The sequence below is a fragment of the Halorubellus litoreus genome (assembly GCF_037081675.1).
GTDB classification, from domain to species: domain Archaea; phylum Halobacteriota; class Halobacteria; order Halobacteriales; family Natrialbaceae; genus Halorubellus; species Halorubellus litoreus.
Map to the genome: position 1 here is coordinate 847445 of NZ_JAZAQL010000001.1, position 15730 is coordinate 863174.

16 protein-coding genes are annotated in these 15730 nt (G+C 69.5%); 5 read left to right on the top strand and 11 right to left on the bottom strand.

What is annotated here, in order from left to right; translation table 11 throughout:
* Nucleotides 1-66: 66 nt before the first annotated feature.
* From VYJ16_RS04325 to VYJ16_RS04345, 5 genes are all read right to left on the bottom strand, one after another.
* Nucleotides 67-2328 carry a transglutaminase TgpA family protein gene (locus tag VYJ16_RS04325; RefSeq protein ID WP_336349075.1) on the bottom strand — a complete coding sequence of 754 codons (2262 nt, stop codon included), beginning with the start codon at nucleotides 2326-2328 and terminating at the stop codon, nucleotides 67-69.
* Nucleotides 2329-2406: 78 nt separating this feature from the next.
* Nucleotides 2407-3411, bottom strand: a complete 1005-nt coding sequence (locus VYJ16_RS04330) for a DUF58 domain-containing protein (protein WP_336349076.1) — start codon at nucleotides 3409-3411, stop codon at nucleotides 2407-2409.
* 1 nt (nucleotide 3412) lies between these two features.
* On the bottom strand, nucleotides 3413-4405 hold the full coding sequence (locus VYJ16_RS04335; protein ID WP_336349077.1) for an AAA family ATPase: 993 nt from the start codon (nucleotides 4403-4405) through the stop codon (nucleotides 3413-3415).
* 235 nt (nucleotides 4406-4640) lie between these two features.
* A complete protein-coding gene (locus tag VYJ16_RS04340) occupies nucleotides 4641-4835 on the bottom strand; it encodes a cold-shock protein (protein ID WP_227132578.1) in 195 nt (64 codons plus the stop codon).
* An 80-nt stretch (nucleotides 4836-4915) separates the two neighbouring features.
* The gene (locus VYJ16_RS04345) at nucleotides 4916-5215 is read right to left on the bottom strand and encodes a DUF7573 domain-containing protein (protein ID WP_336349078.1); all 300 of its coding nucleotides are present in this window, start codon (nucleotides 5213-5215) and stop codon (nucleotides 4916-4918) included.
* 66 nt (nucleotides 5216-5281) lie between these two features.
* Between VYJ16_RS04345 and VYJ16_RS04350 the strand changes: the two genes are divergently transcribed.
* Nucleotides 5282-5500 (top strand): DUF8024 family protein, encoded by a 219-nt coding sequence (locus VYJ16_RS04350; RefSeq protein WP_336349079.1) that lies wholly within the window; start codon nucleotides 5282-5284, stop codon nucleotides 5498-5500.
* A gap of 137 nt (nucleotides 5501-5637) precedes the next feature.
* Here VYJ16_RS04350 and VYJ16_RS04355 read toward each other — a convergent pair whose 3' ends face one another.
* The 3 genes from VYJ16_RS04355 to VYJ16_RS04365 all read right to left on the bottom strand — a co-directional run bounded on the left by VYJ16_RS04355 (nucleotide 5638) and on the right by VYJ16_RS04365 (nucleotide 7959).
* Complete coding sequence (locus tag VYJ16_RS04355; RefSeq protein WP_336349080.1) at nucleotides 5638-6633, bottom strand: 5,10-methylenetetrahydromethanopterin reductase; 996 nt, start codon at nucleotides 6631-6633, stop codon at nucleotides 5638-5640.
* Nucleotides 6623-7381 (bottom strand): coenzyme F420-0:L-glutamate ligase, encoded by a 759-nt coding sequence (locus VYJ16_RS04360; protein ID WP_336349081.1) that lies wholly within the window; start codon nucleotides 7379-7381, stop codon nucleotides 6623-6625. The genes VYJ16_RS04355 and VYJ16_RS04360 overlap by 11 nt, the downstream gene beginning before the upstream one ends.
* Before the next feature lie 92 nt (nucleotides 7382-7473).
* Nucleotides 7474-7959: a metallophosphoesterase family protein gene (locus VYJ16_RS04365; protein ID WP_336349082.1), complete on the bottom strand. Its 486-nt coding sequence runs from the start codon at nucleotides 7957-7959 to the stop codon at nucleotides 7474-7476.
* Nucleotides 7960-8015: 56 nt separating this feature from the next.
* Between VYJ16_RS04365 and VYJ16_RS04370 the strand changes: the two genes are divergently transcribed.
* Both VYJ16_RS04370 and VYJ16_RS04375 read left to right on the top strand, forming a co-directional pair.
* The gene (locus VYJ16_RS04370; protein ID WP_336349083.1) at nucleotides 8016-9359 is read left to right on the top strand and encodes an eIF2B alpha/beta/delta subunit family protein; all 1344 of its coding nucleotides are present in this window, start codon (nucleotides 8016-8018) and stop codon (nucleotides 9357-9359) included.
* A gap of 385 nt (nucleotides 9360-9744) precedes the next feature.
* Nucleotides 9745-10320 (top strand): GNAT family N-acetyltransferase, encoded by a 576-nt coding sequence (locus VYJ16_RS04375; RefSeq protein WP_336349084.1) that lies wholly within the window; start codon nucleotides 9745-9747, stop codon nucleotides 10318-10320.
* 40 nt (nucleotides 10321-10360) lie between these two features.
* Here the strand turns inward: VYJ16_RS04375 and engB are convergent, their stop codons facing one another.
* Nucleotides 10361-10978, bottom strand: a complete 618-nt coding sequence (gene engB / locus VYJ16_RS04380; RefSeq protein WP_336349085.1) for a GTP-binding protein EngB — start codon at nucleotides 10976-10978, stop codon at nucleotides 10361-10363.
* 334 nt (nucleotides 10979-11312) lie between these two features.
* Here engB and VYJ16_RS04385 point away from each other — a divergent pair, with 334 nt between their 5' ends.
* Nucleotides 11313-12734, top strand: coding sequence for a TIGR00341 family protein (locus tag VYJ16_RS04385; protein WP_336349086.1), 1422 nt, complete (start codon nucleotides 11313-11315; stop codon nucleotides 12732-12734).
* A 35-nt stretch (nucleotides 12735-12769) separates the two neighbouring features.
* Nucleotides 12770-13534 carry an SIMPL domain-containing protein gene (locus VYJ16_RS04390; RefSeq protein ID WP_336349087.1) on the top strand — a complete coding sequence of 255 codons (765 nt, stop codon included), beginning with the start codon at nucleotides 12770-12772 and terminating at the stop codon, nucleotides 13532-13534.
* Between the two features lie 16 nt (nucleotides 13535-13550).
* On the opposite strand, the gene VYJ16_RS04395 is transcribed toward VYJ16_RS04390, so the two are convergent.
* Both VYJ16_RS04395 and VYJ16_RS04400 read right to left on the bottom strand, forming a co-directional pair.
* Nucleotides 13551-14516 (bottom strand): NOG1 family protein, encoded by a 966-nt coding sequence (locus tag VYJ16_RS04395; protein WP_336349088.1) that lies wholly within the window; start codon nucleotides 14514-14516, stop codon nucleotides 13551-13553.
* A 98-nt stretch (nucleotides 14517-14614) separates the two neighbouring features.
* Complete coding sequence (locus VYJ16_RS04400; protein ID WP_336349089.1) at nucleotides 14615-15721, bottom strand: N-acetylmuramoyl-L-alanine amidase; 1107 nt, start codon at nucleotides 15719-15721, stop codon at nucleotides 14615-14617.
* Nucleotides 15722-15730 lie beyond the last annotated feature (9 nt).

Below are 15730 nucleotides of genomic sequence, written 5' to 3' on the forward strand. Positions count from 1 at the left end.
GCCGCGGGACGCATCGACGAGGCGACGCGACGCGAACGCCCGGTCGGAGTAGCGGCGTCGCGGACGCTAGCGGAACCGTCGGAGTAGCGGCGTATGCGCTCGCACGGTGTCGTCGACGAGCGCGACGACCTCGTCCGCCTCCGCCTCGTTGACGCCGTTCCCGTACACGGCGTGCTCGTAGAGCTCGCCGACGCGCGTCACCTCCTCGTCGAGGCCGGCGCGCGTCAACGCCTCGATGTACGCGGGCGGTGACTCGTCGACGTGGCGCGCCCGGTAGTGGCGCTCCAGCAGGAGCTCCAGGCGTTCGACCGCGCGCTTCACGTCGGTCTCCGGGTCGACGCGACCGCCGTGCCAGTGGATCTTCGCCGTGCGGAGCGCGCGGTCGGTCGCTCCGGTCCGGTGCGCGCCCGCGGCGAGTCCGACGAGCGCGACGAACGCGACGAACAGCGTCTCCGGCGGGATCGGCCCGCCACCGCTGCCCTCGTCGCCGCCGTCGCTGGCGTTCGTCGTCTCCCCGCCCGTCTCGAGCGTGAAGTTCCCGCCGCCAGCGACCGTCGTCCCGCCGAGATTCGGGTTCCGGAACGTCTGCTCGGTCCGGTTCACGTCCGTGGCGTTCGTCGCCGGCGTCGTCGACGGCGTCGTCGTCGTCAACGGCGCGTCCTCGCTGTCGTCGACGTCGACGTTCGCGTCACCGTCCTCGCGCGCCTGCTCGATGCGCTCGACCTCAGCGGACTGCCGCGGGCCAGCGGGCGTCGGGTCGAACTTCACCCAGCCGACGTCCTCGAAGTACACCTCGACCCACGCGTGCGAGTCCGACCCGCGGACGAGCCACTCGTTGTCGTCGACCTGCTGGCCGGGCGTGTACCCGACCGCGAACCGCGCCGGGATGCCCTGACTCCGGAGCATCATCACCATCGTCGTCGCGTAGTACGTACAGTACCCCTGCTCCATCTCCAGCAGGAACTTCTCGGCGATGTTCCCGCTCGGGCGGTCCGTGTCGAGCGAGTACCCGCGGTTCCCCTCGAGCCAGTCCTCGATGGCGACCGCGGTCTCGTAGGGGTTCTGGGCGTCCGCCTGGGACACGATGCGTTCGGTCTTCGACGTGAACGCCTCCGAGAGCCCCTGCGCTTCCGTGTAGCGGTTCTCGACGCGCGTCGGGTAGTTGGTCCCGGTCGCGCGCAGCGTCTCCTCGTCCGCAGTCGGGACTGCACTCACGACGCTGTACCGGTCGCCCTCGCGGAACCGGACGTCGGATTGGATGCCGCCGTTGAGCGTCACCTTCGTGAACTCGCGGACGTCACCGCGGACCTCGACGGGCTGGTTCGCCGCCGGCATCACCTTCGCCGGCGCGAGCACCTCGAACGTCTGACTCACGCGCGTCGTCTCCCCGGGCGGTTCGTCGAGCAGACTCGGCGAGTAATCCCTGGACTCGCCGCTACGCAACCACGTCTGTCCCGTGAAGCGGTCGTAGGTCGCCACCCGCCAGTACTGCGCCTGGTCGGCCTCGACCTTGAACCGGACCTCCGGCGACAGCCGGATGGAGCCGACGATGGGCGCCCGCCCGGTCTCCGCGGTCAGACTCCCTTCGACGGTCGCCGCGCCCTCGCCGCCCGCTCGCGGCAACAGGAGCGGACTCCCGGGGAGCACAGGTACGGAGGAGATGACGAGCATCGCTGCGAACAGCAAGATGAGGACGTCCACCTGCTTGAGCGTCCCACCGCGGCGTTCGAGTTCGCCGAACCCGACCGCCGCAATACCCGCGACGGCGCCGAACAGCAGCGGGACGCGCCCCAGCAGGACCGGCGCGTCGCCGGTCATGATGAGGACGGCGAGCGCGAGCCCGGCGACGCCCACCGCGGCGACGTACCGCCGTCGGAGCGCGAGGTACGTCGTGATGAACACCGGCGCGGGCGCGAACCCGAGGATCCACACGGTCGGTTCGACGAGCTTCAGAACCCGCCATCCCGTGAGGAGCGCGAACGCGTCGGTGAGAATCTGGCCGCCGCGCGTCGTCAACGACACGACGCCCAGCGGCGTCGCGAGCAGGTACGCGAGGCCGCCCGCGAACACGAGCACGACCGTGAGGATGGCGGCGACGCGCTCGCCGACGGTCCGCGAGAGCGCGTACCCGCCCGCGACCGACCCGAGGACGACCGCCGCCAATTCGGGCGTCCCACCGACCGACGGCACCGCCGTCAGCTCGAACAGGACCGCGAGGAACGTCGCCGTGATACCGGCGACGCCCGCGAGCGCGAGCACGCGGAAGCGATTCGATTCGGACTCCTCGTCGGACGCGAACCGCGCCCCGAGCCGATCGACGGTGCTCATATCGACACCTCCGCGCGACGAGAACAGTCAGTGATACTCATATCGACACCTCCGCGCGACGAGAACAGTCAGTGATACTCATATCGACACCTCCTCCCGAGCGGGAGCGTCGCGGACGAACGACGAAAACGGGACCTCGCGGTCGGCCATCTCGACGCGTACGCCCGTCGACTCGCTGCCCGTGACGACGACGTTCGCGCGCTCGCGGTGCTCGTCGGGAACCTTCCCCGGGCCGACGGTCGCGAGCAACGACAACAGTGCCTCCCGGTGGTCCGCGCCCGCATCCGTCTCGAGTTCGCCGTTCGGCGCCGACAGGCCGACGCGGATGCCCGAATCGAGGAGGTAGAGCGCGATGCTCGCGGTCGCCTCCGCGACGTGGTCGTCCCAGCCGTCAGCGCTCTCGCACGCGATGTGGACGTCGCCGACGTCCTCCTCGCTCACGAACTGCTTCACGACGAGGTCGTTCGCCGCACGCTTCGCGCTCGACTTCCAGTGCACGTCGCGCAGCGAATCCCCGCGGTCGTACTCGCGGAGACTATCGAACTCCTCGCGGTTGTGCTCGAACCCGCCCTCCGGCAGGAGGTTGAGCTCGTGCCGGGTCGACCCCGTCAGCGCGTACACGCGCGGGTAGACGAGCACGCTGTCGCGATGCCCGTACCGGTGCTCGGCCTCCGCGAGCCCGAGCACGTCCACGATGCGGACCGAGAGCGGCCCGAGGTCGTGCTCGCCGCGGTCCGTGTACGTCACGTCGTACGCGAGGTCGCGCGTCCCGAGCGTCGCCTCGAAGTACGCACCGTCGAGTTCGAGGCCAGGGCTAGCAGTATCCTCGACGGTCGCCGCGACCGGCGACCCGACGTCGAACGACAACGTCACCTGCTTCGTCTCGTCGATGAACCCCGGGTCGGGAACGCGTCGCGTCACCTCCGGGCGGCCCGCACGCCGCACCTGGACGGCCGCGCCGACGACCGCCACCAGCACCGGGATGACGATGACGCCGAGCGCCTGCGCGCCGAACACGAACGACGCGAGCACGCCGAGGACGACCACGCCGAGCGCCGCCTTCCCGCGTCGAGTCAACCGCATCTCACTCGACCGGAACCGTCTCGATGGCGTCCGCCACCACTTGCTCGCCCTGGTCCTGCGGCCCGCTCGCCGACAGCCGGATGCGGTGACTGAGCACGCGCGGCGCCTCCGTCTGCACGTCCTCGGGCGTCACGTACCCGCGACCGCGGACGACCGCTCGCGCCTGCGCCGCCCGCATCAGCGCGATGGTGCCACGAGGCGACACGCCGAGCTTCGCGTTCTCGCGCGTGTACGCCGCGATGCGCGTCCCGTACTCGCGGACCGCTTCCTTCACCGTGACGTTCGCGACGGTCTCGCGCGCCTGCCGGATGGTCGCAGTATCGGTGACCGACGTCAACGACTCGATGGGGTGATGGCCGACCGCACGCGCGACGACCTCCGACTCCTCGGCCTCGTCGGGGTAGCCGAGGTGGAGTTTCTTCATGAAGCGGTCGACCTCCGCGAGCGGCAGCTCGTACGTTCGGTTCGGCTCCACGGAGTTCTGGGTCGCGATGACCGTGAACGGCTGCGGGAGCATCCGCGTCGTCCCGTCGACCGTCACCTGCTGTTCCTCCATCGCCTCAAGGAGCGCGCTCTGGGTCTTCGGCGGCGCACGATTGATCTCGTCGCCGAGGACGACGTTCGCGAACACCGGCCCCTTCTGGAACTCGAACTCGCGGGTCTTCTGGTTGAAGACGTTCACGCCCGTGATGTCCGACGGCAGGAGGTCCGGCGTGAACTGGACGCGTTTGAACGAACACTCGATGGACGCCGCGAGCGCTCTCGCGAGCATCGTCTTCCCGACGCCCGGGACGTCCTCGAGGAGGACGTGCCCGCGTCCGAGCATCGCCGTGACGACGTGCTCGATCTCGTCGTGATGCCCGACGATGACGTCCTCGACGTTCGCGATGACGTCCCGACTGACCTGCGCGGCTTCCTCGACCGGGAGCGATTCCGGGTCTGTTTCTGGGCGACTCGACTGCGGCGTCGCATCTGGAGTGTTAGCGTCCGTCATGTGTTATCGTCTGACAGCGCCGGTGTGTGGACCGGCGACCGACCTGGAGGGCGGTCAATCCCTTCGCAGTGCGTGCGACCCTCGCGGCAGCTGGGCGTCGCCGACGCTACCGACGGTCGAACCCGCGCGCCCCGTGCCCGAGCGTGACACACCACGTACTGTCAGTGTGTAGCGGTCGCTGCCATGTAACGTTGCCGGGGACACAAAATTTCGTTTGTCCGAAGCTGTCCTGCGATTAGAGGCGCGTGAGGTTCTCGGCGCGCGGGCCCTTGTCGGCCTGCACGATGTCGAACTCTACCTCCTGTCCCTCTTCGAGGTCGGGGCCGCCGATGTCCTCCATGTGGAAGAAGACGTCCTCGTCCGCGTCCTCGGTGTCGATGAAGCCGTAACCGCCCGTGTCGTTGAAGAAGTCGACCGTACCTGTTGGCATACGCTTGCATGAAGGACGTTGGCAAGCATAAAGGTTGTCACGAGCAAGATTCCGCGGTTTCCGGGCTCGAAACCCCCGTACTACCAGGGTTTGCACGCTGCGCAGACGTCGCCGCCGTCGTCGTCGGCGACCCACAGCCGCTCGACGACCGCGTCACAGACCGCACACGCCGCACCGGCTGGCTCGTACCGCGACGTCGACACCGCCGGTGACGCCGACGCCACGCGTGCGGCGACGGTCGACTCGGTCGCGTCACTCGGGCCGCTCCCGTCATCCGACAGTTCGTCGGCGCCCTGGGCGTCGTCGCCGCACTCCTCGTCGTCGGTCCCGTCCCCTGCATCGCGCCCGACGAACTCGTCGATGGAAGCGTCCTCGGTCATATCACGTTCGAGGAGCGGCCGGGCCTTGAGCGCAACGGACAAGTACCCGCGCTCGAAGGGTCGAGTATGAGCACCGGAACGTTCTGGCTCGTGTCCGAACTGCAGACCGCCGCGGAGTCGTTCGGGACCGCCGCGAGCGTCGACCCGCTATCGGCCGCACTCGTCCTCATCGGCGGCCTCATCACCGCAGGGGCGTCCCTCGCCTTCGGCGCACTCGCCCTCGGCGGCATCCTCGACGCATTCGGCGACAGTTTCTCGCAGTCCCCGCCCCCTGGTTCGAACTGAACCACGACGAAGCGCGAAGCCAAGGCGAAGTCCAGACGACCGACCGCTGACGGCCACGTCGCCGACACGGGTTACGCTCTCCTCGCACTCACCAAGACCTCAGCAGCCCAGCGAACCCGGAATCCCGTCGATGACGGTCACCGCACGCGGTCGAGCGCGTCGGCACTCAGCTCGATCGCGGCTTCGACGTCCGGGCCGAGTGGCGCCGCGGCGACGATGCCGTCCGCGTGGTCGAGGATACCCTCGAAGCGGTCGGCGACGGTCGCTGGCGTCCCCGCGATACAGAACGCGTCCAGCATCGCGTCCGTCACGGCCGCGCCAGCCTCTCCGAACTCGCCCGCGGAGACCGCGTCGCCGACCGCCCCAGCGCGCTCCCGGTCGATACCGTGGCGGTCGAGCACCGGCGGCGGCGCACCGCCGACGATGAACGCGACCGGAATTCGAGCCGCCTCGCGCGCCGCCGTCTCGTCCTCGGCGACGCTCACGCTCGCGTACGCCAGGAACGACACGTCACCGTACTCGTCGGGGCGCTCCGCGCGGCCTTCGGCGACGCGCTCGGCCGCCCACGCGACGTCCCGCGGATGCGACCCGTTGTAGAGCACGCCGTCGGCGTGCTTCGCCGCCATCCGCGTCATGTGCGGGCCCTGCGCGCCCACGAACACCGGAATCTCGCCCGGCGGCTCGTAGTTCAATCGCGCACCGTCCGCGACGAACGTCCCGTCGTGCTCGACGCGCTCGCCGTCGAACAGGTCCTGGGCGACCTTGAACGACTCCAGGACGCGCCGGAGCGGCCGGTCCTGGTCGACGCCGAGGTTCGCGAGCGTCGACCGGTCGCCTGCACCGAGTCCGTACATCCCCCGGCCGTCGCTCGCCTCCGCGAGCGTCGCCACACGTGACGCCTGCGTCACCGGATGCGTCTCGTACGGATTCACCACACCCGGCCCAAGTCGGACGCGCTCGGTTGCCTCGGCCATCCGGGACAGCGCGACGAACGGGTCGCGGTTGTTGTAGTGACTCGACGCGAACACCCCGTCGAACCCGCACGCCTCCGCGGTCTCCGCGAACCCGACGAGGTCCTCGACGGGATGCTCGGGCGTGATTTCAACGCCGAACTGGACGTCCTCACTCGTCATACTCCCACCCCCGCAAGGCCTGCCGGACGAAGTCACCGTCGACCGACCGATAGAGGTTCTCGCTTCCCTCGAGGTCACCGAAGTCCCAGTCGCGCACGACCGTCACGGGCGTTCCCGCGTCCGCTTCACCGGAGACGAGGTTCGCCGCCGCCGCGAGCTCGTCGACGACGCACTGCACCGTCACCTCGAGTTCGTGCCCGTCGCGGTCCGTCTCCCCGCGGTAGTCGCGACTCGCCGGCATCCCCGCATACCCGATAGCGACCCCGGTCTGGCCGTGCCGGAACGGCCGCCCGCTCGTGTCCGTCACCACCACCGGGTTCTGGTGTTCGAGCCTCTCGCGGATGCGAGCCGCGCTCTCGTCGGGGCGTTTCGGTAACAGGAGGACGTCGCCAGTGGGGACGTTCGACCGGTCGATGCCCGCGTTCACGCCGACGTGCCCGAACCGCGTCTCCGTCAGGAGGAACGGCGCCTCCATCAGGAGCTCCGTGGACTCCTCGAGCACCGCCTGCGCGAACCGCGGGTCCTTCTCCTCGCCAGTGAGGTCCGCGAGCCGGTCCGCGATCTCCCGCGCCCGCGGCCCTGCCGGGTAGTCCGCGAGGTCCGCGACGCGTCCCTCGGCCTTCGACACGACCGTCGACGCCACCACGACCACGTCCTCGGGCGCCAGGTCGAAGCGCGCGTCGACGAGCGCCGCGAGGTCGTCGCCCTCGCGGACCTCCGGGACGTCCGGGACCGACAGCAGTTCCATGCACGAGCGTCCGGGAGCCGCCCTCAAAGACCAACCGGTACCGGACGAGCTAGCCACGCCCGAGCGCACCGTCGTCGTGGCGCGCTCGCTCGTCAGCGCTCGTGGAGCGTCACGTCCACGCTGCCGTCGTCGACGTCGAGCTCGTAGCACGTCGTGCGCGTCGCCGGCGCCGCCCCGGTCGCACTCCCCGGGTTCAGGAGGCGGATACCGTCGACGGTCTCGTCGAGGACCTCGTGCGTGTGCCCCGAGAGGACGACGTCGGCGTCGTGCTCGCGGCCGACGTCGAGGACGCGCTCGCGATAGGATTCGACCGGGCCGGTCCCGTGCGTGACCGCGAACCGGACGCCCTCGCGCTCGAAGACCTCGACGTCCGGAAGATCGAGACTCGCGGGGTCCATGTTCCCCGCGACGACGGTCGCGTCCGGCACCAGTTCGCGGACCGCCTGATACGACGATTCCGCGTCGAAGTCACCCGTGTGGACGACGTGGTCGGCGTCACGGACGACGTCCGCGACCCACTCGGGGATGCTGCTCGCGCGAGACGGCACGTGCGTGTCGCCGAAGACGACGAGTCGCATACGCGGGGGTACGGCGAGTCGGAACTAAGTTCCCCGGGGCGGTCGAACGGGCGCGTATGACCGACGAGGAGACCCACGTCGTCACCGCGTTCGCTCGGCACGACGGCCACGTCCTGCTGTGTCGACGCAGCGAGCACGTCGGGACGTACACCGGACGCTGGGGCGCCATCTCGGGGTACGCCGAGGGCGACCCGGACGAACAGGTACTCGTCGAACTCCACGAGGAAGCCGGGTTCGAGACCGACGCCGTCGACCTGGTGCGCGCCGGGTCGACCGTCGACGTTCGCGACGACGACCTCGACACGCACTGGGTCGTGCACCCGTACCTGTTCGACGTCGACGACCGCGACGTCGCCGTGAGCGAGGAGCACGAGGCCTGCGAGTGGGTGCACGCGACCGAGATGCTCCGCCGGGACTGCGTGCCCGGCCTGTGGGCGGCGTACGAGCGCGTCGCACCGTCGGTGCGGTCGATCACGGCCGACGACGAGCACGGGGCGGCGGCACTGTCGGTGCGTGCACTCGAAATCCTCCGAGACCGCGCGGGCGTCCTGCGTGCCGAAGGCGCGTCCCCGGAGGCGGCAACGGACGAGGTCGCGGACCTGGCACGGCGACTGTGCCGGGCGCGCCCGAGCATGGCGGTCCTCGAGAACCGCGTGAACCGCGCGATGGCGACCGCGGACGCGGACGCGGCGAGCCTGGAGACGGCGGCGATGGACGGTATCAACCGCGCGGTCCGCGTGGACGTCGACGCGGCCGAACGCGCCGCGGCGCTCGTCGGCGACCGGACGGTCCTGACGCTGTCGCGGTCCGGAACCGTCCTTCGCGCGCTCCAGGAGGCGAACCCGACCGCGGTGTTCGTCGCGGAGTCCCGTCCGGGGAACGAGGGCGTCGGCGTCGCGGAGCGATTGCTGGCGGACGCCCCGACGACGCTGCACACGGACGCGGCGGTCGGGCACGTGCTCGCGACGGAGGACGTGGACTGCGTGCTCGTCGGGGCGGACGCGGTGCTCGCGGACGGTCGCGTCGTGAACAAGACCGGGACGCGGTTGGCGGCGGTGGCGGCAGCCCACGAGGAGGTCCCGTTCTTCGTGGCGTGCGCGACGGACAAGGTCCGCACGGACGACACCGTGAACCTCGAGTCCGGGCGGCGGTCAGCGGTCTACGACGGGTCGGCGCCGCTGGACGTGACGAACCCGACGTTCGACGTGACGCCCGCGCACCTCGTGGACGCGGTCGTCACCGAACGCGGCGAGCTGGACCAGAGCGACGTACGCGAGGTCGCGGACGAACTCGCGTCGCTCGCAACGTGGGACGACGACGCCGACCGTGAGGCCGACGACGACGGCGACGCTGCGGAAGGGGCTGACAACGACGACGCGTCGGCGGCGAACCGACGGTAGCGGTCGGCGGCGCTCGCGATCGGCTCGCGGCGGGTTCGTGCGACGGGACGTCGTCGGGTTTCGCGAGGCCGTCGCACGACAGTGGTCAGGGCACGTCGCTCCTCGCCGCGGCATCCGACTTGAACCCCTGCTTCCGGGCGCTCGGTGGACCCGGCGGCGAGTCGAAACGCGCAAGACGCCGCCGGGTGAACGTCCCGGTGGCGGCAGTGACGAAGCGTTACCCCCACCGAGCCCCGTCTGACGAGGGATTTTCATCCGAGCCGCCACTCCGACGTTCGACGAGCGACAGCGACGCCGTCGCGTGGTTCCGGTCGGTGTGACAGGTGTGACAGTCGTGACCTGCAGGACCGCCGCTGGTTCTTGTAGGGGTGTGCTTCGTGTAGGTATGAACGTACGACGCATGACGGACCTGGACCGTGGCGCTGTCGCGAACCTGCATCGGCGGTCGGCGCGCGAACTCGGCGCCGAAGCGTACGACGAGGAGACGGCGAAGGCGTGGGCGGGCGACCGCTGTCACTGCGATTACGACCTCGCGGACGCGGACTCGGCGTTCGTGGTTGCGGTGACGGCGCCGGACGTGACACGCGGGCCGCGCGTGGAACGCTCGCCGGGCGGTGGCGAGGGGGACGTTGCGGGGTTCGCGCACCTCGACCTATCCGCGGGCGAGGTTGTAGCAGTGTACGTCAGTCCGACCTACGCCGGCGAGGGCGTCGGCTCGATGCTCCTCTCGCACCTCGAGGCGCGCGCTCGCGACGACGGGGTCGAATCGCTCTCGGTCGCGTCGTCGCTGAACGCGGTCGGGTTCTACGAGCACCACGACTACGCCGTCACCGAGTCGGCGACGGTCGAGACGCGCGGCAACGGTGTTACCGCGACGCTCGACGTCCGCGTGATGGAGAAGTCCCTCGAAACCGAGGTGTCCAGCGTCCAGTCCGCGGAGGTCCCGGCGGCGTCCCGGTGAGCGCGACGCCAGCCTGGAGACCGCGTCGACGAGACGACCGTCAGAAGAACTTGAAGAGGTCGTCGCGCTTCGCTTCGTGGAGGTGCGTGCGGACCGCGTCGTTCAGCGGCTGTATCTGCCCGCGCTTGGCGGTGATGGGCGCGACGGTGTCCTGCCACTGCTGCCACGGCGGGAACAGCCCGAGGCGGTCGCAGAGGTCGTTCAGGCGTTCCTCGCGGTCGTCGACCTTGTCCATCTTGTTCACCGCGACCACGGTCGGCACGCCGAGGTCCTCGAGGACGTAGAACATCTCGACGACGTACGGGATCTCGTCCTCGCCGCTGTGGCGGTCGATGATGTCGACGACGCTCTTCCCGTCGACGACGATGACCGCGACGAGGAAGTTCGCGGCGTACTCCTCGAGGTACGCGACGATGTCGTCCTTGATCTGCTCGCGGTGGTCCTCGTGGACGCCGGACATGAACCCGAACCCGGGGAGGTCGGTGAGCACGAAGTCGTCGCCCGCCCAATCGTAGTGGTTCGGCTCTCGCGTCACCCCCGGCTTCTGGCCGGTGTCGAACGTGTGGCCCGTTATCTCCCGCATCAGCGTGGACTTCCCGACGTTCGACCGGCCGACGAGAACGATCTCGTCCGAACGGTCGGGACGCGTCTCGAACATACCACTCGTACCCGACCGACGGGGAAAAGCATGACTCGTTGAGCTCGCCAGCCGGCCAACTGCGATTGCGCGCCAGCGAGCGAGCGTTCAAGTGCGAAGCCGCGACCAACGCCGGGGCGTGCCGTGAGTCGACCCCGGTCGCCCGAGGCGGGAGTGTGGCACAGCACCGGGGCGCGTCGCGTGCCACCTGCTCGCCACGACGCCTGCTGTCAGCAGCGCGCTCGGGCAACGCCGCGACGCTCGTCGAACGACGGCGCGAGAAACCGACCAGGGCGCCCGGGTCGGTCGAGGAGGACCCCCGACATATTTCTCCGCGGGTCGCGTCGCGTGACTCGTGCGACTCGTCCAAGTGATGGTGCCGGCCGGGAAACGCGAGACGGTCCTCGGCGCGCTCGACGACGAGGGCATCGATTACGCCGTCACCGACGAGACCAGCGGCCGCGAGTACACCGCGGTCGTCTCGTTCCCGCTCCCACAGGCCGCGGTCGAGCCAGTGCTCGACTCGCTACGGGAAGCCGGCCTGGAGCGCGAATCGTACACGGTCGTCGTCGACGCCGAGACCGTGCTCTCGAAGAAGTTCGAGGCGCTCGAAGCACGGTACGAGGCGGACGAGGACACGACCGGTGACCGCATCGCTCGCGAAGAGCTGGCGGCGCGCGCCCAGGACCTCGCGCCGCGATTCACGACGTACGTCCTGATGACGGTCGTGAGCGTCGTCATCGCGACCGCCGGTATCCTCCTGAACTCGCCGGCGGTCGTCGTCGGGTCGATGGTCATCGCGCCGCTCATCGGGCCGGCGATGGCGACCGCGGTCGGGAGCGTCATCGACGACGAAGCGCTGTTCGGTCGTGGCCTGAAACTCCAGGTGCTCGGGTTCGCGATCGCGATCGCGGCAGCGGCGCTGTTCGCGTGGTTCGTGAAGACCGTGCACTTCGTCCCACCGGGATTGGACCCGACGACGATAGAGCAGGTGTCCTCGCGGCTGACGCCGGACTTCCTGTCGCTCGCGGTCGCACTCGGGGCCGGTATCGCCGGCGCGGTGTCGCTTCGCTCGGGGGTGTCCGCGAGTCTCGTCGGCGTCATGATCGCGGTCGCGCTCGTCCCCCCGACCGCCGTCATCGGCATCGGTATCGCGTGGGGGCTCCCCGTCGTCGTACTCGGCGCGAGCGTGCTCGTCGCCGTGAACGTCCTCTCCATCAACCTCGCGGCGATGTCGACGCTCTGGTACTCGGGGTACCGGCCGGACAACTGGCTGCGTCGCGACCAGGCGCGGACCGCGACGCTGTTCCGCATCGGCGTTCTCGTCTCCGCGATCGTCCTCCTGTCCGTGTTCCTCGGTGGGACGACGTACATCTCGTACGCGACCGCCATCGCCGAACAGGACGTCCGCGACGACGTCGAGGGCGTGCTCGACCAGGACGCCTACGACCGTGTGCGTCTCGTCGACCTGGAGACGACGGAGACCGACCAGCTCTGGGAGCAGCCCACGGACCCGATGCCCGAGCACGTGGTCGTGACGGTGTCTATCCCGCCGGGCGCGACCTATCCTGGACTCGCAGCGGACGTCCGCGCAGCCATCGCGGGCGAATCCAATGGCGTCACGGTCGAGGTCCGGTTCGTGGAGACCCAGCGCGCACCCCGGGTCGCCCCGCCGGAGGTCGCGTCCGTGCCATCACCGGACCACGCCAACGCCATTCGCTCGCTAGAACCACCCGCTCACACGCCTCAGTTAGGTGAAGTCGCGGTTTCACGGTGACGTAGGTTCTTCTCGGTAGCGAGCGTACGGTGGGTATGCATTCACGAGTTCTGCAGGTGCTTGCGGTGGCGTTCGTCGTCGCGACCGCGGGCTGTCTCGGTTCCATCGCCGGGACGTCGAACGCTGCGGCGCCCGCGCTCGCGGGTGGTGACGGCGTGGCGACGAACACCATCGACGTGCGTTCGACCGCGAGCGTCACCGCCGCACCGGACCTCGTCGTCGTCCACGTCGCCGTCGTCGGCGAGGGCGATACCGCCGAGGCGGCCGCCCGTGCGGCGGCGGCGGACGCCGACGGCCTCCGTTCGGCGCTGGACGGCGTCGTCGACCGCGACGGCCAGGCGGTCGACGTCACCGTCGAGAACGCCGGGTATCACCTGTCGCCGCGCTACGATTACTCGCGGGAGTCGCGCGAGATCGTCGGCTATCAGGCGACGCAGTCGTTCCGCGTCGAGACCGCCGCGGTCGACGCTGCCGGTGCGGTCGTCGACGCGGTCGTCGACGGTGGCGCGAGTCGCGTCCACGGCGTCACGTTCACGCTCAGCGACGACGCACGCGCCGACCTCCGGAGTGACGCACTCACCGCCGCGATGGAGAGTGCGCGCGCCGACGCGGACGTCCTCGCCGCAGCAGCCGGTGTCAGCGTCGACGCGCTCGCCGGGGCGAGCACCACGAACGTCGACGCGACGCCGTACTACCGCGGGTACGCCGAGGACGCCGGCGCCGACGGCGCCGCCACCTCGTTCGAACCGGGCGACGTCACCGTCACCGCGACCGTCACCGTCGCCTACACGTACGAGTAGCGGAAAGAGAGGGACGTCAGTTCTCGTCGAAGGGCAGTTCGGGCTCGTAGTCGATGACGTCGACCGCCATGTCGAGGACAGCGTCGACGTTCTCGTCCTCGGTGATGCTCATGTACGCGTCCGCGTCCACGTCCGTCGACCGGTCGCTCTTGTTACAGATCGTGAGGACGGGGACGTCGTCGAATCGCGACTCGACCTCCGCGAGGAGTTCGAGCTGTGACTCGAGCGGGTACCCGCAGTCGCCGCTCGCGTCTATCATGAACAGCACGCAGTCTCCGAGGTGCGTGAGCGCCGACACCGCTTGCGCTTCGATGTCGTTCCGTTCGTCCTCGGGTCGGTCCAGCAGCCCGGGCGTGTCCACGATCTGGTAGCGGAGGTGACCGCGCTTGAAGTGCCCGACGCCGATGCCTTTCGTCGTGAACGGGTAGCTCGCGGTCTCGCCGCGCGCGGCCGTGACGGCGTTCACGAACGAGGACTTCCCGACGTTCGGGTAGCCGGCGACGACGATCGCGGGCTCGTCGGGGTTGATGTCGGGGAGCGTCTTCAGGTCGTCGCGCGCCTCGCCGAGACGGAGGAGGTCGTCCTCGACCTCCTCGACGACGTCGGCCATCCGGGCGAACGCTTGCTTCCGGTGTTTGCGTGCCGTGTCGGTGTCGGTCTTCCGGAGTTTCGACTGGTACTCGTCGCGGATCTCGGCGGTCTTCCGGCTCGCCCACGTCACCTCGTTCAGGCTCTTTCGGACGGCGTCGACGTCGACGATGGCGTCCGCGAGCTCGTAGTAGAACGGGTCGATCGTGGAGAAGTCCGGCCACGCGGTGACGACGTTCTCCAGGTTGTCCGAGAGGATGTTCGACGCGGTCGTCAGCATCGACTGCTGGGCTTCCAGTCCGGACTTCGCGCGTCCGGAGCGCGCCGCCCGCGAGAACGCCTTGTCGATGAGTTCCTCCGACCGTGGTGTCGTGGGGAGGTTCTCGAAAATCATGTGCAATCGTACACGACTGCGACGTAAAAGCGCGTCTATCGGGGCGTGGGCGTGTCACGCCGCGGCGTGGTCGGTGTCGCGCTGTCTCGACGACGGCGTCAGCGACTACCGAGGAATTCGCCGGGGCACCACGCCCAGAGGTCTTCGCCGTCGGTGAAGTGGACGCCCCACCACGTGTAGCCGTCCTCGTCGACGGGCCCGTTCACGATCTGGCCGTCGGTTGAAGCGGGCATGACCTTGATGGCGGTGGCGTCGAGCCCGGGTTGTTCGCGGACGTAGACGTCGGCGGTGGTCTCGACGAGTTCGTCCATGACGAACTTCTGGGGGGCGCCGGCGTCGAGGTACTGTTCGACCGACCAGCCCCAGACGTCCTGGTCCTGCCAGTGGAGCCCCCACCACGTGTAGCCGTCTTCGTCGACGGGCCCGTTCACTATCTCGGCGCGGGAGTCGGCGGGGATGGTGTCGACGAGTGCGGCGTCCGTGCCGGGTTGTTCGCGCGTGTTGAGGTCGGTGGTGTTGTGCACGATGTCGCCGTCGGCGAACGTCGGGTCGCTACCGCCACCGCCGCTGCCGCCGTCGTCGACGAGCGACATGAGGTAGTCCCAGTCGAACGTGCTGCCGGGGTCCTGTTTCCCGCCCGTGACCTGGTCGCAGTCGTAGGGTGAGGGGACCTGTTCGTGCCCGATGACGCCGCCGTCGCCGTCGTACGCGCTACACGGTGCGAGGTCGTACGTCGGGTGTTGGGCGGGGACGTCGTACGCGTCGCAGACGTACTGGATGATGTCGGCGGTCTGCTGGTAGATGGCGTCGTTGAAGTCGGTCTCGTCGGCGTAGCCTTCGAGTTCGATGGAGACGCCGGTGTCGTTGTACGGGCCGTTGCCTTGCGTCCACGCGACGTCGTCGAGGCGCACCATCTTCGTCGTCTGGTCGGGTTGGTTCCCGACGACGTAGTGACTGGAGACGTTCGAGTCGGGGTTCTGGAACCAGCTGATGCAGCCTTCGTAGCTGCCTTCGATGGTGTGGACGACGATCCAGCGGACGTCGCTCGGGCCGCGGGAGGCGTACTCGAAGTTGCTGTCGTCGGCGGGCCGCCAGTCGTCGGTGGGGTCGGTCGCTGCGCTGGTGGTGGTCGCGAGGCCGCCGAGTGCGAGGGCGCCCAGTCCGGTGCCGGTCGCGCGGAGGATGTCTCGTCGAGACCCGTTCATGGGACGCGA